The 21596-nt window shown below is 65.8% G+C and carries 22 protein-coding genes and 1 pseudogene; 4 read left to right on the forward strand and 19 right to left on the reverse strand.

Annotation, left to right across the window (positions count from 1 at the left end; genetic code table 11):
* Positions 1-39: 39 nt before the first annotated feature.
* Positions 40-864, reverse strand: a complete 825-nt coding sequence (locus ACREE8_RS12770; protein WP_431573387.1) for a phytoene/squalene synthase family protein — start codon at positions 862-864, stop codon at positions 40-42.
* A gap of 141 nt (positions 865-1005) precedes the next feature.
* On the opposite strand from ACREE8_RS12770, the gene ACREE8_RS12775 reads away from it, so the two are divergent.
* Positions 1006-1611 carry a urate hydroxylase PuuD gene (locus ACREE8_RS12775; RefSeq protein ID WP_431573388.1) on the forward strand — a complete coding sequence of 202 codons (606 nt, stop codon included), beginning with the start codon at positions 1006-1008 and terminating at the stop codon, positions 1609-1611.
* A gap of 65 nt (positions 1612-1676) precedes the next feature.
* Here ACREE8_RS12775 and ACREE8_RS12780 read toward each other — a convergent pair whose 3' ends face one another.
* From ACREE8_RS12780 to yajC, 4 genes are all read right to left on the reverse strand, one after another.
* Positions 1677-2060 (reverse strand): Mth938-like domain-containing protein, encoded by a 384-nt coding sequence (locus ACREE8_RS12780; protein ID WP_431573389.1) that lies wholly within the window; start codon positions 2058-2060, stop codon positions 1677-1679.
* Positions 2061-2094: 34 nt separating this feature from the next.
* Positions 2095-3057, reverse strand: a complete 963-nt coding sequence (gene secF / locus ACREE8_RS12785; RefSeq protein ID WP_431573390.1) for a protein translocase subunit SecF — start codon at positions 3055-3057, stop codon at positions 2095-2097.
* Positions 3058-3072: 15 nt separating this feature from the next.
* Positions 3073-4650: a protein translocase subunit SecD gene (gene secD, locus ACREE8_RS12790; RefSeq protein ID WP_431573391.1), complete on the reverse strand. Its 1578-nt coding sequence runs from the start codon at positions 4648-4650 to the stop codon at positions 3073-3075.
* A 77-nt stretch (positions 4651-4727) separates the two neighbouring features.
* Positions 4728-5102 carry a preprotein translocase subunit YajC gene (gene yajC, locus ACREE8_RS12795; RefSeq protein ID WP_151177649.1) on the reverse strand — a complete coding sequence of 125 codons (375 nt, stop codon included), beginning with the start codon at positions 5100-5102 and terminating at the stop codon, positions 4728-4730.
* Between the two features lie 265 nt (positions 5103-5367).
* On the opposite strand from yajC, the gene ACREE8_RS12800 reads away from it, so the two are divergent.
* Positions 5368-6225 carry an ATP-binding protein gene (locus ACREE8_RS12800; RefSeq protein ID WP_431573392.1) on the forward strand — a complete coding sequence of 286 codons (858 nt, stop codon included), beginning with the start codon at positions 5368-5370 and terminating at the stop codon, positions 6223-6225.
* Positions 6226-6424: 199 nt separating this feature from the next.
* Here the strand turns inward: ACREE8_RS12800 and ACREE8_RS12805 are convergent, their stop codons facing one another.
* From ACREE8_RS12805 to ACREE8_RS12870, 14 genes and pseudogenes are all read right to left on the reverse strand, one after another.
* Positions 6425-7540 (reverse strand): peptidoglycan DD-metalloendopeptidase family protein, encoded by a 1116-nt coding sequence (locus ACREE8_RS12805; protein WP_431573393.1) that lies wholly within the window; start codon positions 7538-7540, stop codon positions 6425-6427.
* Positions 7541-7694: 154 nt separating this feature from the next.
* The gene (locus ACREE8_RS12810; protein WP_431573394.1) at positions 7695-8420 is read right to left on the reverse strand and encodes a protein-L-isoaspartate(D-aspartate) O-methyltransferase; all 726 of its coding nucleotides are present in this window, start codon (positions 8418-8420) and stop codon (positions 7695-7697) included.
* Between the two features lie 99 nt (positions 8421-8519).
* Complete coding sequence (gene surE, locus ACREE8_RS12815; RefSeq protein WP_431573395.1) at positions 8520-9335, reverse strand: 5'/3'-nucleotidase SurE; 816 nt, start codon at positions 9333-9335, stop codon at positions 8520-8522.
* A complete protein-coding gene (serS, locus tag ACREE8_RS12820) occupies positions 9328-10608 on the reverse strand; it encodes a serine--tRNA ligase (RefSeq protein ID WP_431573396.1) in 1281 nt (426 codons plus the stop codon). The genes surE and serS overlap by 8 nt, the downstream gene beginning before the upstream one ends.
* 141 nt (positions 10609-10749) lie before the next feature.
* Complete coding sequence (gene tatC / locus ACREE8_RS12825; RefSeq protein WP_431573397.1) at positions 10750-11583, reverse strand: twin-arginine translocase subunit TatC; 834 nt, start codon at positions 11581-11583, stop codon at positions 10750-10752.
* A gap of 3 nt (positions 11584-11586) precedes the next feature.
* Positions 11587-12141: a Sec-independent protein translocase protein TatB gene (gene tatB, locus ACREE8_RS12830; protein ID WP_431573398.1), complete on the reverse strand. Its 555-nt coding sequence runs from the start codon at positions 12139-12141 to the stop codon at positions 11587-11589.
* A 42-nt stretch (positions 12142-12183) separates the two neighbouring features.
* Positions 12184-12402 carry a twin-arginine translocase TatA/TatE family subunit gene (gene tatA, locus ACREE8_RS12835; protein ID WP_431573399.1) on the reverse strand — a complete coding sequence of 73 codons (219 nt, stop codon included), beginning with the start codon at positions 12400-12402 and terminating at the stop codon, positions 12184-12186.
* 747 nt (positions 12403-13149) lie between these two features.
* A pseudogene (gene scpB, locus ACREE8_RS12840) lies at positions 13150-13701 on the reverse strand (SMC-Scp complex subunit ScpB); the annotation flags it as partial.
* A complete protein-coding gene (locus tag ACREE8_RS12845; protein ID WP_431573400.1) occupies positions 13698-14504 on the reverse strand; it encodes a segregation and condensation protein A in 807 nt (268 codons plus the stop codon). The pseudogene scpB and the gene ACREE8_RS12845, both read right to left, overlap by 4 nt.
* A 10-nt stretch (positions 14505-14514) precedes the next feature.
* Positions 14515-15246, reverse strand: a complete 732-nt coding sequence (locus ACREE8_RS12850) for a site-2 protease family protein (RefSeq protein WP_431573401.1) — start codon at positions 15244-15246, stop codon at positions 14515-14517.
* A complete protein-coding gene (nagZ, locus tag ACREE8_RS12855; protein ID WP_431573402.1) occupies positions 15239-16252 on the reverse strand; it encodes a beta-N-acetylhexosaminidase in 1014 nt (337 codons plus the stop codon). The genes ACREE8_RS12850 and nagZ overlap by 8 nt, the downstream gene beginning before the upstream one ends.
* Positions 16253-16289: 37 nt before the next feature.
* Positions 16290-17393 (reverse strand): SPOR domain-containing protein, encoded by a 1104-nt coding sequence (locus ACREE8_RS12860; RefSeq protein ID WP_431573403.1) that lies wholly within the window; start codon positions 17391-17393, stop codon positions 16290-16292.
* Complete coding sequence (argS, locus tag ACREE8_RS12865) at positions 17393-19147, reverse strand: arginine--tRNA ligase (RefSeq protein ID WP_431573404.1); 1755 nt, start codon at positions 19145-19147, stop codon at positions 17393-17395. Before argS ends, ACREE8_RS12860 begins: the two co-directional genes overlap by 1 nt.
* Positions 19148-20374: a deoxyguanosinetriphosphate triphosphohydrolase gene (locus ACREE8_RS12870; RefSeq protein WP_431573405.1), complete on the reverse strand. Its 1227-nt coding sequence runs from the start codon at positions 20372-20374 to the stop codon at positions 19148-19150. It abuts the gene before it with no gap.
* A 206-nt stretch (positions 20375-20580) separates the two neighbouring features.
* On the opposite strand from ACREE8_RS12870, the gene erpA reads away from it, so the two are divergent.
* Together erpA and ACREE8_RS12880 are read left to right on the forward strand one after the other, a co-directional pair.
* Positions 20581-20922 carry an iron-sulfur cluster insertion protein ErpA gene (gene erpA, locus ACREE8_RS12875; RefSeq protein ID WP_431573407.1) on the forward strand — a complete coding sequence of 114 codons (342 nt, stop codon included), beginning with the start codon at positions 20581-20583 and terminating at the stop codon, positions 20920-20922.
* Between the two features lie 60 nt (positions 20923-20982).
* Positions 20983-21596, forward strand: a 614-nt coding sequence (locus ACREE8_RS12880) for an exodeoxyribonuclease III (RefSeq protein WP_431573406.1), incomplete at its 3' end; no start/stop codon positions are given.

Genomic DNA, 21596 nt, shown 5'->3' on the forward strand with positions numbered 1-21596 from the left:
TACCTTAACTCTGCTGTCGTCATCCGCATTGACGGACAACTAGAAACGCCCCAGCAGATAGCGCCAGGTGAGCCGCCATACCCGCCCCGGCGGCGTATCCTGTACGGCTTGCGCATAGGGGTCGAAGCCCGCACGCGTGAGCCGTTCGAGATAGAGCCCAGCGAGCGTGCCCGGCAGCAACGCGGGCAGCAGTGCGCGCGGCAGTTCCCTCGCCGCTTTCCTCGCCCCATCCAGCTGGCACCGCGCCTCGCCGGCGATCTCTCGCACCACCGCTTGCAACCCCGCCGGCTTGCGCAGCTCCAAGAGGTCTTCGGCGCGCACATCATGACGCGCGAGCAGGTCGGCCGGCAGATGGAGCAGACGTTGGCGCGCATGATGGGGCACGGCACGGAGCAACCCCGTCAGCGCCCAGGCAACGCCCAGCTCGCGGCCCGCCTCGATTGCGAATGATTCGCGACTGGCAGCACTCCCCAATATTTCGAACGCGAGCCAGATGAGTGCCGACGAACTCCCCTCGGCGTAGGTTATCAATGACGCCATGTCGGTCGGCGGCGCGCCGTCGATGTCCTGTTCGCGCGCCTCGATCAACCGCTCGAACCAGGCCAGGGTCAGCGACCGTTCCTTCATGGCAACCGCCAACGGTTCCAGGATCTCGTGGCGATAGGGCTGCCCTGCCGCCGCCGCCGCGATCGCATCGCGCCACCATTGCAGCCGGATCCGGCCCATCATGGGCTCGCGGATCGCTTCGCGAGTCCGCGCGATCTCGAGATTGAAGGCGTAAAGTGCGAACAACGACTCGCGCCGCGCCGATGGCGCAAACAGCGCGGTCAGGTAGCGATCCGGATCGTGCCGGCGCAGCAGCACGCCGCAATAGCTCAGTCCCGGATTGTCAGAGGACATGAAAGCCCCGACTCCGGTTGTGAGAATTATTCAACAAAGCCGTTGAAGTCATTGGATTTTGCGCTAGCCTACCGGCAACTGAAACTTGAGTCTCAAGGGGGAGCCATGCAGAGCGTCTTATCGTCACTCAGGAATACCGTAATCGCCGGGTTTGTCGCGGCGGTTGTGGTCATCGTCGTCGTCGGCATCTTCGTCAGTTGGCCATCTTTCAATGAGAGCTGGTGGGCGTTTCTCTTCCGCTGGCTCCATGTGATCAGCGGCATCATGTGGATCGGCCATCTCTGGTACTTCAACTTCACCCAGATCCCCACCATGCCCAAGATCCCGGACGAGCTGAAACCGGCCGTCGGCAAGTTCATCGCGCCGGCCGCCCTGTTCTGGTTCCGCTGGGGCGCCATGGCGACGATCGTCACCGGCCTGATCCTCGCCGGGATGAACCGCTATATCGGCGACGCCCTGGCGCTGGGCATCACCGACGGCGGCATCAGCACGCCCATCGGCATCGGCATGTGGCTGGGCATCATCATGTGGTTCAACGTCTGGTTCATCATCTGGCCGATGCAGAAGAAGGCGCTGGGCTTGGTCGAGGCCGACGCGGATACGAAGAAGAAGGCCGCCCGCACCGCGATGCTGTTCTCGCGCACCAACACGCTGCTGTCGATCCCGATGCTCTATTGCATGATCGCGCAGAGCCATGGCGGCTTCCTCTAAACCGACCAGGCCGACATAACGAACGACAAGATGGCGGGGCCCTCCGGGGCCCCGCTTTTTTTGCGCTATTCGACCGCGATCAAGGCCGCGGCGACGCGCCTTCCCTCGGCCATCAGCACATTGTAGGTGCGGCAGGCAGCACCCGTATCCATGGGCTCGATCACCACGCCCGCCTCGCGCAGCATCGCCCGCAGGCTCGACGGCACCAGCGTCATCTTCGGGCCGCAGCCCAGCAGCAGCAGTTCGATCTTCCCGGCACGACCCGCCTCGCACACGGCCTGAAGATTGTCGGGGTTGGCGGCGCCTGCCTCGCTCACCGGCCAGGCGACGGTGTGGTCCGGAAACACGATCACCGAGCCCTCATAGAGCGTGCCGGACACGCGAAACCGGGCGTGGCCGTAGCTCTCCACGATCTGGCGGCCGGCGGGAATGAGCGGGGTCAGGTCCAAGCTCGGCCTTCTCCCCTCGCGCCGAGGCGCGAGATTACTTCGGCTTGGCGGGGGCGGATGCCGCCGCCGGATCGGCCGGCGCGGTGACGGCCTTGGCGCGGATGCCGCGGAGGTTCATGTAAATCAGCATCGGCGAGGCGACGAAGATCGTCGAATAAGTGCCGATCAGGATGCCCCAGATGAGCGCGATGGCGAAGCCCCGGAGCGCCTCGCCGCCGAAGAGCGCGATCGCGAGCACGGACAGCAGCGTCAGGCCGCTGGTGACCGTGGTGCGGGCCAGCGTCTTGTTGATCGACTGGTTGATGATGTCGCTGATGGGCAGCTTCTTATAGCGCCGCAGCTCGTCGCGGATACGGTCATAGATCACGACCGTGTCGTTCACCGAATAGCCGGCGATCGTCAGCACCGCCGCCACGCTGACGAGGTCGAACTGAAGCCCCAGCAGCGAGAACATGCCGACGGTCGTGATCACGTCGTGGAAGGTCGCCAGGATGGCGTTCAATCCGAACTGCCACTCATAGCGGAACCAGATATAAGCCGCGATACCGACCAGAGCCAGCAAGGTGGCATAGATGGCGGTCGTGATCAGCTCGCTGCCCACCTTGGGGCCAACGGTTTCGGTGCGTCGATATTCGACGGTGGTCCCGAGCGTGTCCTTGACCTTCTGGACCGCGGCACCCTGCGCCGCATCGCCGCCTTCCTGCTGACGCAACCGGATCAGGACATCCTGCGGCGAGCCGAACTGCTGCAGATAGACCTCGCCCAGACCGAGCTCCGTGAGCTTCTCGCGCATGCCCGCCAGATCGGCGGGGCCGTCCGTGGTGCGAACCTCCATCAGGATACCGCCACGGAAATCGATGCCGTAATTGAGGCCCTTGGTCGCGACCAGCAGGATCGAGCCGAGCACCAGCAGGATCGACAGGATCATCAACGGCTTGTGGATGCGCATGAAGTCGATGCGCGTATCGTGCCGGACAAGATGGATGCCACCGAACATAGTGAACCCTTCAGATTATACCGGCAGCGCCGCCGGCCGCGTCCGGCTGTACCACAGCACGACGATCAGCCGGGTCACCATGACCGAGGTGAACATGGAAGTGAGCACGCCGATCGAGAGCGTGACGGCGAAGCCCTTCACGGGCCCGGAGCCCAGCATGAACAGGATCAGCGACGAGATCAGATGGGTGACGTTGGCGTCGATGATGGTGCGCCGCGCCTCGTTGAAGCCGTGATCGAGCGAGGCGATCGGGCTGCGCCCGTTGCGCACCTCCTCGCGGATACGCTCGAAGATCAGCACGTTGGCGTCGATCGCCATGCCGAGCGTCAGCGCGATGCCCGCGATGCCGGGCAAGGTCAGCGTCGCGCCCAGGAGCGAGAGCGCACCCAACAGCAGGATCGCGTTCAGTATCAGCGCGATGTTGGCGAAGAAACCGAACAACCCGTAAAGCACCATCATCGCGATCACGATCAGCACCAGGCCGATCATGCAGGCGAACTTGCCGGCCGCGATCGAATCGGCGCCGAGATCCGCGCCGACCGTGCGCTCCTCGATGACGGTCAAGGGCGCTGGCAAGGCGCCGGCCCGCAGCAGCAGCGCCAGATCGTTGGCGGACTGGGTGGTGAAGCTGCCGCTGATGACGCCGCTGCCCGACATGATGGCGTCGCGGATCACCGGCGCGCTGATCACCTTGCCGTCGAGGACGATGGCGAAGAGCTTGCCGACATTCTCGCGCGTCGCATCGCCGAAGCGCTTGGCGCCGAGGGAGTCGAAGCGGAAGCTCACGACCGGCTGCGCGTCCTGGAAAGTCGCCTGGGCGTCGATCAGATTCTCGCCGCTGACCATGACGCGCTTCTGCACGACGTAGTAGGCCATGGGCTGGCCGTCGCCGCCATTCTGGGCGCTGGGCAGCACTTCCGAGGTCGGCGGCAGATTGCCGGCCTTCGCCTGGTCGACCGACACGGTGGCGTCGACGAAGCGGAAGGTCATCTTGGCGGTCTTGCCGATCAGCGCCTTGATATGTTCGGGATCCTTGACGCCCGGCAGCTGGACCAGGATGCGGTCGGTGCCCTGGCGCTGGATGGTCGGCTCGCGGGTGCCGGTTTCGTCGATACGCCGGCGGATGATCTCGATCGACTGGGCCACCGCGTTGCGCTGGCGCTCGAGGATCGCCTGGTCGTTCAGGGTCAGGCTGGCACTGCCATCGTCCGAAACCGAGACGTCGAGGCCGGGTGCTGAATCCTTGAGAAGCTTGCGCGCGGCGTCGAGCTGCGTCGTGTCGCGCAGCTTCAGCGTGACCGCGTTCCCCTTCACCCCCAGATCGGAATAGCCGATGTTCGCCTTGCGGAACGCGCCGCGGACGGAATCGACGACGCCGTTCAGAAACTCGTCGATCACGGCCTTGACGTCGACTTCAAGCAGAAGGTGCGAGCCCCCCTGGAGATCGAGGCCGAGCGTGATCTGTTGCTTGGGCAGCCAGTTCGGCATCGCGTCGAGCTGCTCGCGCGAGAACATATTGGGCAGCGCCGCGATGACGCCCACGAGGAGCGTCAGGACGATGATGGAGATTTTCCAGGGGCGGAAATGCAGCATGAAGCCGGTTCGGCTGGGAATGATGAGAACGGCGCGGGCCGGCGGAGATCAGTCCCGCCGGCGACGGTGCCGATCGATCATTCGCCTTTCGCCGTCTCTTCCTTGGCGTTGCCGTTGGAGGCCGGTTCGGTCTTGGCCACGATGTCGGAGATCGAGGAGCGGATCACGCGGACCCGCACATTCTCGGCGATCTCGACCTGGACCTCGGTGTCGCTCACGACTTTGCTGACGGTACCGACGATGCCGCCGGAGGTCACGACCCGGTCGCCGCGCTTAAGCTGGGTCACCATCTCGCGGTGGGCCTTCGCCTTCTTCTGCTGCGGACGAATCAGCAGGAAATAGAAGACCACGAAGATGAGGACCAGCGGCGCGAACTGCGCGATCCCGCCAAGACCAGCGATGCCGGCCGGCGCCGCATCGGCAGCCTGAGCAAAAGCTTGGGAAATGAACATCGGCACGTCTCCTCGAAGGGTTGGGCAGGGCGCCAGCCGGCGGACTATAACGGCTCAAGCGCGAATTGCAATCGAGGTCAGATGGGAAATTTCCTGGCAGTTGCAAGGCCTTGGCCGCCGGTGTCGAGCCATGACAGGGCGAAACCGCCCTGCTACTGTCCTGGCCGATGGAAATCCCGCGGGATTTTTACCCCTGAAGCGTGACGCCAGGGCGGCCCCGGGTCGCCCCTCGCCCCTCCTCCAAACCGGATCGATCGACCGCATCATGACTGACGCCGAACTGTTGCCGCTCCTCGCCCGCATCGCCGAAGCGCTCGAACGGCTGTCGCCGCCGGCCCCGGCCTCGGCCGCGCTCGACGCCGCCGACGCCTATCTCTGGCATGCGCAAGGCGCCCGCCTCGAAGCGGTGGCCCATGTCAATCGGGTGGAGATCGCGCTGCTGCAGGGGGTGGAGCATGTGCGCGATATCCTGCTCGCCAACACCAGGCGCTTCGCGCAGGGGCTGCCCGCCAACAACGCGCTCCTTTGGGGCGCGCGCGGCACCGGCAAGAGCTCGCTGGTCAAGGCGGTCCATGCCACCGTCAATCAGGAGACGAAGGGCCGGCTGGCGCTGGTTGAGATTCATCGCGAGGATCTGAATTCCCTGCCCGCCCTTTTGGCGAAGCTCCGCGATCATTCGCGGCAGTTCCTCCTCTACTGCGACGACCTCTCCTTCGACCAGTCGGATACCAGCTACAAATCGCTCAAGGCCGTGCTCGAGGGCGGGATCGAGGGGCGGCCGGAGAATGTGATCTTCTACGCCACCTCGAACCGCAGGCATCTGATGCCGCGCGAGATGATCGAGAACGAGCGCTCGACCGCGATCAATCCGGCCGAGGCCGTCGAGGAGAAGGTCTCGCTGTCGGACCGCTTCGGTCTCTGGCTCGGCTTCCACAACTACAACCAGGACACCTATTTCGCGATCGTCGACGGCTATGCCCGCCATTACGGCCTGAAGATCGACAGCGACGATCTGCACCGCCAGGCCATCGAATGGTCCATGACCCGCGGCGCCCGCTCCGGCCGCGTGGCGTGGCAATTCATCCAGGATCTCGCGGGCCGGCTGGGGCAGAATCTGGATTAGCGCGAACACGCGCCGAGCCTCTTCTTTCCTCGCCCTCACGAAGTGAGGGAGAGGGTTGCGAAGAGTTAGTCGGAGCGAAGCGGAGACTTACTCGGAGCTGGGTGAGGGTGTGTCGAAAGAAAAGACCCACCTCACCCTACCCTCTCCCCCCGCTACGCGGGCGGAGAGGAAAGAAGACCGCGATGCCACCTGCCAATGCTCACGCCCCGTAGGCGCCGAGCATCACTTTGGGGTCGACGGCTTCGGTGCCCTTGCGCAGCTCGAAATGGAGCTGCGGCTGCGAGACGTTGCCGGTGCTGCCGACGCGAGCGATGACGTCGCCGCGCTTCACCTGCTGGCCCTTCTTGACCAGCAGCGTGTCGTTATGGGCGTAGGCCGTGACCCAGCCATCGGCATGGCGGATCAGGATCAGATTGCCGAATCCCCGAAGCTGGTTGCCGGCATAGACCACGACGCCGTTCTCGGCCGCATGAACCGGCGTGCCGCGCGGTGCCGCGATGTTGATGCCGTCATTATGCAGGCCGCCCGAGGTGGCGCCGAAGCCCGAGATGATCTTGCCGTTCACCGGCCATTGGAAGAAACCACCGGCGCGCCCGGTGGGCTGCGGGATATTGGCGACGGCGGCCGGCTGATTGGTGCTGCTGCTGGCCGAGGGTGCCGTCAGCGGCTTCACCGACGGCGTCGCCGTCGGCATCGGTGCGGGCTGCGTTGCCGTTGCCGAGGATGACGTCGAGGGCGCCACCGTCGTGCTCGAGCTGGTCGATTGCGGCACGGCCTGTGACGTCGAGCTCGAAAGCGGCTGGGCGGTGACGCCGCCGGAGCTGGAAGGTGCGTCGAGCGGCTCCGACGTGACCGCGGAAGACGGCGCGGCCAGCGCCACCGGCATGTCGGAGGGCTGCTGGACCTGCGCGGGCAACAGGATCTTCTGGCCCGCGGTGATGGTGTAGGGCGGCTGCAGCTGGTTGAAGCGGATCAGCTGGCTTTGATCGACATGAAACTGATCGGCGATCGAATAGACGCTGTCGCCGGCCTTGGCGATATAGACGTCCTGCTGCGGGACCCGCAGCTTCTGGCCCGTTACCAGCCGGTAGGGCGGCTTCAGCTTGTTCTCGTCGATCAGCGAGCGGACGGGGATCTTGAAGCGGTTGGCCACGCCATAGACGGTGTCGCCATTGACCGCGGTGTAATTGCCGGCGCTGTCCATGGCGCCGGCCGTCGGCGCCGCGGCAGCCGCCACGTCGCCCGTCGTGCCCTCGGGACGTCCCGACTGATTGCAAGCGGCCAGCATCATCGCCGCCGCGAATGCGGCGCTCAATGCCAGACCCTTCAACAATCGGTGGTCGAACTTTGTTGGCATGGATCCTTGCGGACGCCCACAAATCCCGGTCGATCCGATCGGATCTTCGGCAATGGGGGCGGGATCATGGGGCCCGATTATGGCCGAGTCGCGGCAAATGCCGCGGCCCTTCTCATGCCAGAGTCCGGCGCCGCGGTCCAGCGCTGGCACTCCCGTCGGTCGCAGATGCCGCACCGCCGCGGCCCGTCGGCGCCTCCACCGCGCCCGGCAGCAGCGGCACGAAACGGACCTCGCCCAGCGTCTCTTCGCTCCATTCGTCGCCATGGCGGCGATAACGCATGAGGAGCTGGTCGCCGCGCTCCGATCCGATCGGTGCCACCAGAATGCCACCGTCCTTGAGCTGCCTCAGCAGCGCCTCGGGCAAGGTCGCGGCGGCCGCGGTCACCATGATGCGGTCGAAGTCGGTCTGCTCCGGCCAGCCCAGGCTGCCATCGCCATAGCGGCAATGGATGTTGGTCAGGCGCAGATCCTTGAAACGCTGCTCGGCCTCGACCAGGAGCAGCTTGTGGCGCTCGATGCTGTAGACGCGCCGGGCGAGGCGCGACAGGACCGCGGCCTGATAGCCCGAGCCGGTCCCGATCTCGAGCACCTTGTGGCTGGATTTGATCTCGAGCGCCTGGGTCATCAGCGCCACCACCTGCGGCTGGCTGATGGTCTGGCCTTCGCCGATCGGCAGGGTGCGGTCCTCATAGGCCTGGTCGACGAACGGCTTCGGCACGAAGGCCTCGCGCGGAATCCGCTCGAGCGCCCCCAGCACGCGCGTATCGGTGATGCCGGCGCGACGCAGGCCCATGATGAGCCTGATCTTGCGCGTGGCGAGACCACCCGCTTCCTTCATATGCCGCCTCGCATCCCAATCCCCCTCCCGCCCTGTCCGAGGCGGGCCTGCATCATAACAGCCGGGCGAGGCGCTTCCCCAAGCGGCCCGGCTGCGGCATCAGTCCAAGAGCTCTTTCAACTGCTTCATCGTCGTCATATGCGTCAGATCCAGATGCAGCGGCGTTACCGCGATGGCGCCGCGACTCGTCACCTCGAGGTCGGTGCCCTTGCCGACGGAATCGTCATTGGTGAAATCGCCGATCCAGAGATAGGGCCGGCCGCCCGGGTCGGTGATCGGCACCACCTCGATCGCCGAGATGCGCCGCCCCTGCTTCGCCGGTTCGATGCCCGTCACCTCGGCCGCCGGCACCGTCGGGAAATTGACGTTCATCAGCACGCCCTTGGGCCAATCGAACTTCGTCAGCCGCTTGACCACCTCGGCCGCATGGGTCTCGGCGACATTCCAGGGCACATTCTGGCCAAGCCGGAGCTGGCTGAAGGCGATCGCCGGTATATCCAGCAGCGTCGCCTCCATCGCCGCGGCGATGGTGCCGGAATAGGTCACGTCTTCGCCCAAATTGGCGCCGCGATTGACGCCGGAGAGCACGAGATCGGGCTTCTTGCCGTCGATCAGGCGGTTGACGGCCAGCAACACGCAGTCCGTGGGCGTGCCGTCGACGGCGAAGCGGCGCTCGGAGATCTTCCGGACCTGCAGCGGCCGGCGCAGCGTCAGGGAGTGACCGGCGCCACTCTGCTCGATCTCGGGCGCCACCACCCAGACATCGTCCGAGAGCGAGCTGGCGACTTTGAGCATGACGGTCAGGCCCGGCGCATTGATGCCGTCATCGTTGGTGACGAGGATGCGGGCCCTGGAAAGATCGATCCCCGTGCGGGTCCGGGACTTCGCTGCCGGCTTGGAACTGGATTTAGCCATTGCGCGCGATGGTCTCCGCACCGTTCATATAGGGCCGCAGCGCCTCGGGGATACGCACCGAGCCGTCCTGCTCTTGATAGTTCTCGATGATGGCAACCATGGTACGGCCGATGGCGAGGCCGGAACCATTGAGCGTATGGACGAAGCGCGTCCCTTTTTTGTCGCCGGTGGGACGGAAGCGTCCCTTCATCCGGCGGGCCTGGAAGTCGCCGCAGTTCGAGCAGCTCGAGATCTCGCGATAGGCCCCCTGCCCCGGCAGCCAGACCTCGATGTCGTAGGTCTTGCGCGCGGAAAAGCCCATGTCGCCGGAGCAGAGCAGCATCACGCGGTAAGGCAGGCCGAGGCGCTTCAGCACCTCTTCGGCGCAAGAGGTCATGCGTTCATGCTCGGCGTCGGAATGATCGGGGTGCGCGATCGACACCAGCTCGACCTTGGAGAACTGATGCTGGCGGATCATGCCGCGCGTGTCCTTGCCGGCCGCCCCGGCCTCGGAGCGAAAACAAGGCGAATAGGCGGTGAAGCGCAGGGGCAGCGCCGCCTCCTCCAGGATCGCATCGGCGGCGATGTTGGTCAGCGGCACTTCCGCGGTCGGGATCAGCCAGCGGCCATCGGTGGTGCGGAACAGATCCTCGGCGAATTTCGGCAGCTGGCCCGTGCCATAAGCGGCTTCGTCGCGCACCAGATAGGGCGGCACCATCTCGGTATAGCCGAATTGGCCGGTGTGCAGGTCCAGCATGAAGCTCGCGAGCGCACGCTCGAGGCGGGCGAGCGGGCCCCGCAGCAGGACGAAGCGCGCGCCGGCGATCTTGGCCGCGGTTTCGAAGTCCATCAGCCCGAGGGCCTCGCCGATCTCGAAATGCTGCTTGGGCGCGAAGGAAAAATTGCGCTGGTCGCCCCAGCGCCGCGCTTCCTTGTTGCCATGCTCGTCCCGGCCCTCGGGAACCTCGGCGGCCGGCAGGTTCGGGATTTCGGCCAGCACCCGGTCGAGCGCGGCACCGGCCTCGGCCGCCCTGGTTTCGAGCGCCGTCATCTCGTCCTTGAGACGCGCCACCTCGGCCATCAGGGCACTCGCATCCTCGCCCTTGGATTTGGCGCGGCCCACTTGGCCCGAGAGCTCGTTGCGCTTCGCCTGGAGGTCGTTCAACCGTTGCTGGGAGGCGCGGCGCTCGGCATCGAGCGCGAGCAATTCAGCCGACCGTGCCGGCAGACCGCGGCGCGCCAGCGCGCGGTCGAAGGCCGCCGCATCGTCGCGGATCGTTCGAATATCATGCATCTCTAATCGGGCTCGCCAGGTCGACTCGGGGGGAGTGCCAACGGCACCCCTTGATCGCCTGTATAAGCCCTGGCGGGATTAGCGACAAGAATCCGCAAGGAAGGGCTCCGGGCTGCAGGTCAGCGCCGAAAACGCACCGGCTCAGCTGGTGGTGACGTCCGTGCCGATATCGGCCAGTTCCTTCTCCAGCGCCGCCTCGCGCGCCAGCTTCTGCTTCTCGACGATCTTGGCCGCGAAGACCGAGATCTCGTAGAGCAGCAGCAGCGGAATGGCGAGGCTGACCTGGCTGACCGGATCGGGCGGCGTAATGATGGCCGCCACGATGAAGACGCCGACGATCGCATATTTGCGCTTGGCGGCGAGGCCGGCGGCCGTGGTGATGCCGGCGCGCACCAGCAGGGTCAGGACCACCGGCAGCTGGAAGCAGAGGCCGAAGGCGAAGATCAGCTTCATCACCAACGAGATATAGTCGCCGACCCGCGCCTCGAGCTGGACCGGCAGCGCGTCCGGGCCGCCGGCCGACTGGAAGCCCAGAAAGAATTTCCAGGCCATCGGCAGCATCACGTAATAGAGCACCGCGGCGCCGGCCGTGAAGAGCACGGGCGTCGCGATCAGGAAGGGCAGGAACGCACCCTTCTCGTTCTTGTAGAGACCGGGCGCCACGAACTTCCAGATCTGGATCGCGAAGACCGGGAACGAGATGACGGCGGCGCCGAAGAAGGCGCATTTGACCTGAGTGAAGAAGGCCTCGGTCAGGTTCGTATAGATGAACTTCCGGCCGGTTTCCTTCAGCAGGATGTCGGCCAGCGGCTGCGCCAGGAAATTGAAGATATCCTTGGAGAAGAACCAGCAGAGGATGAAGGCCGCGAAGAGCGACACCACCGACCAGAGCAGACGGCGGCGCAGCTCGATCAGGTGATCGAGCAAGGGCATCGTCTTCGCTTCCGCGGCTTCGTCGGGAGTCTTATCGGCCATGGATCAGGCTGTCTTCTGCAGGCTGTCGCTCGGCGGCGGCTCGACCTTGTCGGCGGCCGGGGCCTGCGGCATCGGCACGGTCGCCGCATCGGGCGCCGACAGGACCTGAGGCGCCGGCCTGGTCTCGGCCGGCATCGGCACGGTCGCCCCGTCGGGCGCCGACAAGGCCGCAACCTCGGTCTTGGGCTCTTCGGGAACGGGGATCGAGCTGGTGGTTCCGATGGTCGGCGTCGGCTTGGTCACCGAGGTCGTGCCGGTGTCGGCTTCCAGATTCACCGGATTGAAGGCGGCTTTGACATCGCCCTCGGGATCGATGGTCTTCTCGATTGCCTTGCCGATGCCCCCGACCTGAACGTCGGTCACCAGCTTCTTGGCTTCCTCGAGCTCGGCTTCCCGAACCAGCTGATCGACACCGCTCTGGAACTCGCGCGCCAGCTTGCGCGCAGTCTTCATCCACTTCGCGCCGGTCCGCAGCGCGTTGGGGAGTTCCTTGGGTCCGAAGACGAGCAACGCCACGAGGGCGATGATCGCCATTTCCGACCAGCCGATATCGAACATGATGAGCCTCTCCGGTCGCGCCCAGGCGCGAAGCCGGTGGAATTAGCTGGCGGCCTTGTCTTTCGGCACGGAAGCGTCGGCGTTTTCGATGGACGGGCCACCGACATCGCCTTCCTTCTTCTCTTCCTTGAGGCCCTTCTTGAAGGCCGTGATGCCCTGGCCCATGTCGCGCATCAGCTTCGGAATCTTGCCGCCGCCCCCGAACAGAACCAGGACGACCGCGAGAACGATCAGCCAATGCCAAATGCTAATGCTACCCATATGTCACCAACTCCTTTGACGTGGTGCTCCGCGTCCAGGGGGCGGACTATCGCAGAAAGCCTCCCCCGCCGCAACGCAGCCCTTGCCGGCCCTTCAGATGTAGGTGTTTCCGGCACGAATACAAAGATTTACTTGGGGTCGGCGGGAACCGAAACCAGGGGTCCGGAAGGGCCCGAAAACGACCCTGGCGACCCGTCGCTCAGGCCCGCCGGGAGGCCCCGGCCCCGCACCCGGGTGGTGCCTTTCGACAGGTCCGCTTCTGTCAGGATTGAAAGAATGCCCCATCCGGCCGCCTGAGGCTCCCGGGCTGGGACGACCGCGTCAGGCGGCGGGCTCGGTGCGACGCTGGCGACCCGGTTCGGTGCCGTGCTCGTCTTCCTCGTCTGAATCCTCGTCATCCTCATCGGCATCATCGTCGCCGGCGTCATTGTCGCCGGCGTCTTCGTCGTCCAGATCCTCGTCCTCATCCGCGTCCGAAGCGTTCTCGTCATCTTCGTCCTCGGACTCATCCCCGTCGGCATCGTCGTCGCCGTCGTCGTCATCGGCGCCGCCATCCTCATCGTCGTCATCGCTGGCGTCTTCGTCCTCGTCCGACGCTTCATCCTCGTTGTTCTCGTCGCCGGCGTCCCGCTCGCTGGGCGGCTCGAAGGGATCGGACCCGTTGGCCGTCTCCTCCTCGCCGTCATTCTCCTCGTCATCCTCGCTGTCGACGCCGCCCCCGCCCTGCATCGCCGCCATGACGCCGGCGCCCAGGGTCGAGATGGCCGGACGCGCGTCGAGCAGGCCCGCGGCCTTGAGCTCCTCGACGCCAGGCAGCGCCTCGAGGCTCTCGAGCCCGAAATGACTGAGGAAGGCATCCGTCGTGACCCAGGTCACCGGACGGCCCGGCGTCTGCCGGCGACCCTTCGGCTTGATCCAGCCCACTTCCAGAAGCTTATCGAGCGTGCCCTGCGACAGCGCCACGCCGCGGATTTCCTCGATCTCGGCGCGCGTCACCGGCTGATGGTAGGACACGATCGCCAGCGTCTCGATCGCCGCGCGCGACAGCTTGCGCGTGACCGTGGTCTCGATCGCCAGCCGGTCGGCGAGGTCGGACGCGGTGCGGAAGCACCAGAGATCCGCATGGCGCACCAGATTGACGCCGCGATTGGCATAGAGGGCCTGCAGCTCGAGCAGCAACTCGTCGACATTGGCCCCCTCGGGCAGACGCTTGCCGAGGGCCGGCGCCGGCAAAGGCGCGGCGGCCGCGAACAACATCGCTTCGAGCAGACGGATCAGTTGGAAACGATCTTCGCTCATCTTGTTTCACTCTGTTGCGTGGCCGCGCGCAAATAGATCGGCCCGAAGACGCCATCCTGGCGGAGTTCCACGCGGCCCGACCGGGTCAGCTCGAGCGTGGCGGCGAAGGTCGCGGCCATGGCGGAGCGGCGGCGGATAGGGCTGGCATGGAGCCCGATATCGTCGGGCAGGAAGGCCTGCAGCGTCTGCCAGTCCGGCAGCATCATGCCCAGCATGGTGCTGAAGCGGCGCAGGACATCGTCCATCGAATAGAGGTCGGTGGGCAGGATGCGCAGATGGCCGGTCTGCTTCGACTGGACATGGTTGGCATAGGCGCGCAGCAGGTCGTAGAGCTTGGTGTCATAGACCGAGGTCTCGAGGATCTTGATCGGCTCGGGCGCGCCGCGGCCGAAGAAATCCCGCCCGAGCTGGGCCAGGTTCATGAGCTTCTGACCGGAATCCTGCATCGATTGCAGACGCTGGAGCTGGAAGGCCAGCGCCGCCGCCATCTCGGCACCGGAAGGCTCGGCATCGCCGGGCGGCTCGGGCAGCAGCAGACGCGATTTCAGGTAAGCGAGCCAGGCCGCCATGACGAGATAGTCGGCCGCGATCTCGAGGCGCAGCTGACGCGCGCGCTGGATGTAGTCGAGATATTGATCGGCAAGCTCGAGGATCGAGAGCTTCTTCAGATCGACCTTCTGATCGCGCGCGAGCGCGAGCAGCATGTCGATCGGGCCTTCATAACCCTCGAGATCGAGCCGGAATTCGGCGTCGCTGCCGGGCTCGGGACGGTCTTCTTCGAAGGATGGATGAAGGTCGGCCATGAGCGATCTTCTAATCCAAACCCGCCGCCATGACGACGAGTTTCAGGAGCCATTCGACGATCACGGAAATGAAGCGAGAAACGAACGCAAGATCGACCCCGATCTGCCTGCCAACATAGGGTAAAATCACGATCAGCAGCAGGATGATCAGAATCCCGTAGCGCTCGATTCGCGAGAATCGCATGGCCATGGGCCGCGGCATCAGCGCCACCGCGACTCGGCCGCCATCGAGCGGCGGCAGCGGCAGCATGTTGAACACCGCGAGCCAGAGATTGAGCAGGATCGAGGCGCGCAGCATCTCCTGGCCCCAACTCGCGACGCTGTCCGGCACAAGCGGCAGCAGATGCCAGAGCAACGCCGAGATGAAGGCGAGCAGAATGTTGGTCGCGGGGCCCGCGGCGGCAACCGCGATGATGCCCAGGCGGATTGGCTTCAGCCGGCTGAAATTCACCGGCACCGGTTTGGCGGCGCCAAAGGCGAAGGCGCCATGGGTTGCCAGCAGCAACATGGCCGGCATCACGATCGTGCCGAACGGGTCCACATGGCGCAGCGGGTTGGCGCTGAGCCGGCCCGCGCGTTTGGCGGTGTCGTCGCCGAACTGGTTGGCGACGAAGCCGTGCGCCGCCTCGTGAAAGGTGATCGCCGTCAGGAACGGAATCGCCCAGATCGAGATCTGATAGAGCAATTCCTGGATGTCGAAGCCGCCCATCAGCGCGGCTCCCGCGAGCTCAGGGTCACGCAAGACCCCGCATCAGCGCATCGAACCGCGCCTCGTCGACGGCGGCGGTGACGATCCCCGCCTGCTGCATCGCCCGGCCCCGCTGGAAACGCCGTTCCGCCTCCGCCGACATCCTGCCGGCCGCATCCGCGATCCGGGTCATCTCTTCCATCTGTCCATTGCAGTGGAGGACGACATCGCAGCCGGCGGCCAGAGCCTGCTTCGCCAGTTCGCCGAGGTCGCCCTTGAGCGCCTTCATCGAGAGATCGTCGCAGAGCAGCAGTCCGTCGAAGCCGATATGGCCGCGGATGATCTCGGCGATGACCTTGGGCGACAAGGTCGCCGGCCGGTCGGGGTCGATCGCCGCATAGACCAGATGGGCCGTCATCGCCCAGGGCATGTCGGCCAGCAGCCGGAACGCCTCGAAGTCGGTCGCCTCGAGCTCGGCCCGCGGCGTCTTCACCACCGGCAGATCGAAATGGCTGTCCGACATGGCGCGGCCATGGCCGGGAATATGCTTGATGACCGGCAGCACGCCGGCGGCCAGAAGCCCCTCGCAGGCGGCCCGGCCCAGCTCGGCCACGCGCTGGGGCGCCATGCCGAAGGCGCGGTCGCCGATGATGTCATGGGCCCCGGGCAGACGCAGATCGAGCACAGGCGCGCAATCGACGTCGATACCGAGCGCCGCCAGATCCCGGCCGATCAGATGGCTGTTGATCCGCGCCGCCTCGAGCCCGGCGCTGCGGTTGCGATCGGCGATCGTGCCGAAGCGATCCGCCGGAGGCGCCGTCCGCCATTGCGGCGGCTTGAGCCGCGCCACGCGTCCGCCTTCCTGGTCGATCAGGACGGGCGCCTCGTCGCGCCCGACCGCGGCGCGCAGATCCGCGACCAGCCTGCGGATCTGATCCGGCGTCTCGCAATTGCGCGCGAACAGGATGAAGCCCAGCGGATTGATCCGGGCGAAGAAGGCATGCTCTGCCGCGCCGAGCTGCGGGCCGGCGCATCCAAAGATCGTCGGTGACAGGGTCATGCGGCGTCGTGCGTCCGTGACGGGAGGGCCAACGATCTCATGGCTTGACCACGATGCAGCTCTGGCCGCGCTGCCCGAGCTTGCCGCAGAGATCGTTCGCGGCCGCACGATCGGCCAGGGGACCGGCCTGGACGCGATAGAAGATCCCGTTTCCACCGAGATCGATCTTGTCGATGGTCAGGCTGAGAGCGTTCAGCAGATCGGGATATTTCTTCTGGAAGTTCGTCCAGGCGGACTTGGCGGCGTCCTCGGACTTCAGCGCCACCAGCTGCACCTTGTAATTGCCGGCCGTCGCGGTCTGGGTGGTGGCGGGTGCGGCCGGCGTGGTGGTGGTTGCCGGGGCCGCGGTCGTCGTCGCGGCGGGCGCGGTGGTCGTGGTCGCGTTGTTGGCCGCGGTCGTGGCCGTCGTCGCCGCGCTGGTGGTGACTTGGTTCGTCGTTGGCACCGTGGCCGGCGCCGGCGTCAGCGGCACCTCGACCGAAGGCACGGCGGAGGCCGCCGCTCCGTCGGACGCGGCTGTTCCGTCGCCCGCTGTCGCGGCCATCGGCGCCGTCTGTGGCGCGGCAGGCGGCGTCAAGGGTTCCTCGGGCGGCGGCAAAAGCTGCTCGGTCGTGGTCTGGCTCTGATTATTGGCGGTCTGGTTGAGCACGGCCGAATCCATGCCTTCGACCGCGAGGCCGCCTTCGTTGGTCGGCTTGATCTTGTCGGGGCCTTCGGGAGCGGCGATGAGCGGCGCCGAATCCTGGACCCCCTCGCCCTGCATCTCGATGGCGAGATAGAGGAACAGCGAAATCAGGATCACCACCGGAACGCCGACCACCGGCAGCAGGAACATCAGCCAGTTCCGGTGTTTCTTGAGGCCTGAATCTTCCTTCGGCGGCTTCGGGCGCGGCGGGTGATGATCGTCCCCGTCGCGCTGAAAATGGATCGGCGCCGGGGGGATCTCGCCGACCGGCTCGTCGTCGAGCAGGCTCTGCTGCTTCGGCGCGGCCCGTTCCGAGCCGGGCCCCATGCCGCCCAGCCCCAGGGTCGGCTCCAGCCGCGCATCGCCGCCGGGACCCGCCTGGCGCCCGCTGCGCCGTGCGAGGGCGGACGAGATCTGAGCCTGCAGATCGACTTCCTGTGACGGATCGTTTGCCATCAGCGCATCTCCTCGACCGGCTTCACGCCGAATATCCCGAGCCCGGAAGCGATCACGACGGTGAGCGCCTTCACCATGGCCAGTCGCGCCACCGTCACGTCCCGATCTCCCGCAATCAGGAACCGCAAGCTGGCTTCGTCCTTGCCCTTGTTCCAAAGGCCGTGGAAGGCAGCCGCCAGATCATACAGGTAGAAGGCGACCCGATGCGGCTCATGGGCCTCGGCGGCGCTCTCCACGAGTCGCGGCCAGCTTGCCATCAGCTTGATCAAACCCAGCTCGGCGGAGTCGGTCAAGCGCGCGGCCGGCGCCTGCGCCAGGGCCGCCGGTGACAAATCGATGTCGCCCATCTCCTCGGCGGCATGGCGCAGCACCGAGCTGGCCCGCGCATGGGCGTATTGGACATAGAAGACCGGGTTGTCGCGCGACTGCTCCAGCACCTTCTCCAGGTCGAAATCGAGCGGCATGTCGTTCTTGCGCGTCAGCATGATGAAGCGCACGACATCGCGCCCGACCTCATCCACCACCTCGCGCAAGGTGACGAAGGTCCCGGCCCGCTTCGACATCTTCACCGGCTGGCCGCCGCGCATCAGCTTGACGAGCTGGCAGATCTTGACGTCGAGGGCACCCTTGCCGCCGGTGATCGCCGTCACCGCCGCCTGCATGCGCTTGATATAGCCGCCATGATCGGCGCCCCAGATGTCGATCATGGTGGGGAAGCCGCGCATGAACTTGTCGTAGTGATAGGCGATGTCGTTGGCGAAATAGGTCCAGCTGCCGTCCGACTTCTGCAGCGGACGGTCGACATCGTCGCCGAACTGCGTGGCGCGGAACAGGGTCTGGGGGCGCGGCTCCCAATCGTCGGGCGTCTTGCCCTTGGGCGGCTCCAGCACGCCGACATAGATGAGGTCGCGCGATTTGAGCGTGTCGAAAGCCTTCTGCACCGCGCCCAGCTCCACCAGCCGGCGCTCCGAGGAGAAGACCTCCTGCTCGATGCCGAGCGCCTTCAGGTCCTCGCGGACCAGCGCCATCATGGCGTCGATGGCGAAGGCACGGATCGGCGCCAGCCACTCGCTCTCGGGCTTGTCGAACCATTTGCGGCCGTCGCGCTTGGCGAGCGCCGCCCCGGCATCCTTGAGATAGTCGCCCGGATAGAGCCCTTCGGGGATGATGCCGATCTCGTCGCCCAGCGCCTCGCGATAGCGCAGATAGGTCGAGCGCGCGAGCACATCGACCTGGGCGCCGGCATCGTTGATGTAATATTCGCGCGTCACCTTATGGCCGGCCTTGGCCAGCAGCGAGGCCAGCGCATCGCCGATCACGGCGCCGCGCGCATGGGCGATATGGAGCGGCCCGGTCGGATTGGCCGAGACATATTCGACATTGACGGGAGCCCCCGCCCCCATCGTCGAGCTGCCATAGTCGGTCCCGACCTCGAGGATGTCCGCAAGCCGCGCCTGCCAGAACTCGTCCTTGAGCCGGAGATTGATGAAGCCCGGCCCCGCGACGCTGGCCTCGGTCACTTGCGGATGGGCCGCGATCTTCGTCACCAGGGCCTTCGCCAGATCGATCGGCTTCAGCCCCGCGGGCTTCGCCAGCACCATGGCGGCATTGGTCGCGAGATCGCCATGCTGCGCCTCGCGCGGCGGTTCGACATTCACGCGCGTGGTGTCCAGCCCGGCCGTGAGCCGTCCTTCGGCCACGAGCCCGTCCAGGGCCTTCAGAATCTCGTCGCGGACATACTTATGCGGATTCATCTATTCGCTGCTCTTGCCGAAAAAACGCTCATGTTCCTGGAGGGCGTACCGGTCGGTCATGCCCGCGATGTAATCCGCCACGATGCGCGCCACCTTGTCTCGGCGCACACCGTCGCACTGGGCCGCCCATTCCGCCGGAAGGCGGCCCGGATCGCCGAAGTAATACTCGAAAAGCTCGAGCACGACGTGGCGCGCCCGGTCGGTCATGCGGGTGACCCGATCATGGCGATACATATGCTCGAAAAGAAAGGACTTTAGCGTCCGGTCATGCTCGCTCATGGCAGGCGAGAAGGCGACCATGGCGCGGCCCAGACGACGCAATTCCTCGACCGATCGGGGCTTGGCCTCGGCCAGGCGACGCTCGGTCTCGACGATCAGATCGCTGACCAGGAGATCGATCACGCGCCGGATCGATTCATGCACCAGGCGTCCATGCTCGATCCCCGCATAGCGCGCCGCCACTTGCGCGAAGACCGGACCGACCAGCGGCAGGTCCGCCAGATCCTCGACCGGGAAGAGCCCGGCGCGCAGGCCGTCATCGATGTCGTGGGTATTGTAGGCGATATCGTCGGCCAGCGCCGCGACCTGGGCCTCCGGGCCGGGCCAGCCATCGAGCTCCAGGTCCTGCATCTGCGCCGAATATTCCGCGATGGTCTGCGGCACCGTGCGCGCCTTGGCCTTGGCGCTGGCGCCGGGTCCGATCAAGGGCCCGTTATGCTTGACCACGCCTTCGAGACATTCCCAGGTGAGGTTGAGCCCGTCGAACTCGGCATAATGCCGCTCGAGCCGGGTGAGGATGCGGAAGGTCTGGGCGTTGTGGTCGAAGCCGCCATAGGGCGCCATCGCCGCGTCCAGCGCCTCTTCGCCGGCATGGCCGAAGGGTGTGTGACCGAGATCGTGGGCGAGCGCCACCGCCTCCGCCAGATCCTCGTCCAGACCCAGATAACGGCTGACGCTGCGCGCGATCTGCGCCACCTCGATGCTGTGGGTCAGGCGCGTCCGGTAGTAATCGCCCTCATGATAGACGAAGACCTGGGTCTTGTGCTTCAGCCGCCGGAAGGCGGTCGAATGGATGATGCGGTCGCGGTCGCGCTGATAGGGCGAACGGGTCGGGCTCCCAGGCTCGGGCAGCAGCCGGCCACGGCTGTTCGCGGCCTGGGTGGCATAGGGCTGGAGCGCATAGGGCAAGGTCTGCCGCGGCGCCAAAGGGCTGGATTCGGCCGGCATGGCGCGGGGACACTAGCCCGCGGGCCCGCCCCTGGCAACGATCCTGGCTTGCCCAGATTTCGCCTTTTTCCTTGAAATGCCAAGGGCCTGAGGCCAATAACCTAGTGCAGCCGTTTGACAAATCCCGGTTCATCCCTAAATTCAGGGCACGAGACCGGCCGCCGAACGGAGGCCGGGCCCTGAGGAGCCGCCGATCCATGACCCATATGCCGAGCCCCGACCGCCTTGTGAACCTCACGCCCAGCGCCGCCAAGCGCGTCGCCCAGCTGCGCTCCAGCGAGGGCAATGAACAGCTCATGCTGCGCCTTTCGATCTCGGGCGGCGGCTGCGCCGGCTTCCAATATGGCTTCTCGCTCGACGACCACCTGCTCGACGACGACAAGGTGTTCGAGCGTGACGGCGTGAAGCTGGTGATCGACGGCACGTCGCTCGATCTCCTGGCCGGCTCCGAGGTCGATTTCGTCGAGGATCTGGGCGGCGCCTATTTCAAGGTCCAGAACCCCAACGCCTCCTCCTCCTGCGGCTGCGGCAGCTCCTTCTCGGTCTGACACTTCGACATTGTCGGCATGAGACGGTAAAACGGGCGATCGTTTTACCGGGGATTTCGCATGACCCGCATCGCCACCTGGAACGTCAATTCGATCAAGGCCCATCTGGCCTCGACCCTGGCCTGGGCGAAGTCCGAGAAGCCGGATGTCCTGTTGCTGCAGGAGATCAAATGCCTCGATGACGGCTTCCCGCGGCTGGAGTTCGAGGACTTCGGCTACAATGTCGAGACCGTCGGCCAGAAGACCTATAACGGCGTCGCGATCCTCTCCCGCCACCCCATGACGGTCGAGCAGCGGTCCCTCCCCGGCGCCAAGGATGATGAGCCCGCGCGCTACATCGAGGCGCTGATCGAGGTGCCAGGCGAGAGCAAGTCATCCAAGCGCCAGGTTTTGCGCGCGGCCTCGATCTATCTGCCCAATGGCAATCCCTCGAACACCGACAAATTCAGCTACAAGCTCGCCTGGATGGAGCGGCTGGTCGCCCATGCCAAGTCGCTGCTGAAGGATGAGGAAGTGCTGGTGCTGGGCGGCGACTACAATGTCTGCCCAACCGATGCCGATGTTTACGACCCCGAGGGCTGGCGCGACGATGCGCTCTGCCGCCCGGAGTCGCGCGCGCGGTACCGGCAGCTGCTCAATCTCGGCTATACCGACGCGATCGCGCTGCGCCACCC

This window comes from Hypericibacter sp. (assembly GCF_050729195.1).
GTDB lineage: Bacteria > Pseudomonadota > Alphaproteobacteria > Dongiales > Dongiaceae > Hypericibacter.

Coding starts and splice junctions, on each gene's coding strand:
- ACREE8_RS12775 (WP_431573388.1), top strand. CDS start 1,006: ATGCAGAGCGTCTTATCGTCACTCAGGAATACCGTAATCGCCGGGTTT.
- secF (WP_431573390.1), bottom strand. CDS start 3,057: ATGTTCGGTGGCATCCATCTTGTCCGGCACGATACGCGCATCGACTTC.
- secD (WP_431573391.1), bottom strand. CDS start 4,650: ATGCTGCATTTCCGCCCCTGGAAAATCTCCATCATCGTCCTGACGCTC.
- yajC (WP_151177649.1), bottom strand. CDS start 5,102: ATGTTCATTTCCCAAGCTTTTGCTCAGGCTGCCGATGCGGCGCCGGCC.
- ACREE8_RS12800 (WP_431573392.1), top strand. CDS start 5,368: ATGACTGACGCCGAACTGTTGCCGCTCCTCGCCCGCATCGCCGAAGCG.
- ACREE8_RS12810 (WP_431573394.1), bottom strand. CDS start 8,420: ATGAAGGAAGCGGGTGGTCTCGCCACGCGCAAGATCAGGCTCATCATG.
- surE (WP_431573395.1), bottom strand. CDS start 9,335: ATGGCTAAATCCAGTTCCAAGCCGGCAGCGAAGTCCCGGACCCGCACG.
- serS (WP_431573396.1), bottom strand. CDS start 10,608: ATGCATGATATTCGAACGATCCGCGACGATGCGGCGGCCTTCGACCGC.
- tatC (WP_431573397.1), bottom strand. CDS start 11,583: ATGGCCGATAAGACTCCCGACGAAGCCGCGGAAGCGAAGACGATGCCC.
- tatB (WP_431573398.1), bottom strand. CDS start 12,141: ATGTTCGATATCGGCTGGTCGGAAATGGCGATCATCGCCCTCGTGGCG.
- tatA (WP_431573399.1), bottom strand. CDS start 12,402: ATGGGTAGCATTAGCATTTGGCATTGGCTGATCGTTCTCGCGGTCGTC.
- ACREE8_RS12845 (WP_431573400.1), bottom strand. CDS start 14,504: ATGGCCGACCTTCATCCATCCTTCGAAGAAGACCGTCCCGAGCCCGGC.
- nagZ (WP_431573402.1), bottom strand. CDS start 16,252: ATGACCCTGTCACCGACGATCTTTGGATGCGCCGGCCCGCAGCTCGGC.
- ACREE8_RS12860 (WP_431573403.1), bottom strand. CDS start 17,393: ATGGCAAACGATCCGTCACAGGAAGTCGATCTGCAGGCTCAGATCTCG.
- argS (WP_431573404.1), bottom strand. CDS start 19,147: ATGAATCCGCATAAGTATGTCCGCGACGAGATTCTGAAGGCCCTGGAC.
- ACREE8_RS12870 (WP_431573405.1), bottom strand. CDS start 20,374: ATGCCGGCCGAATCCAGCCCTTTGGCGCCGCGGCAGACCTTGCCCTAT.
- erpA (WP_431573407.1), top strand. CDS start 20,581: ATGCCGAGCCCCGACCGCCTTGTGAACCTCACGCCCAGCGCCGCCAAG.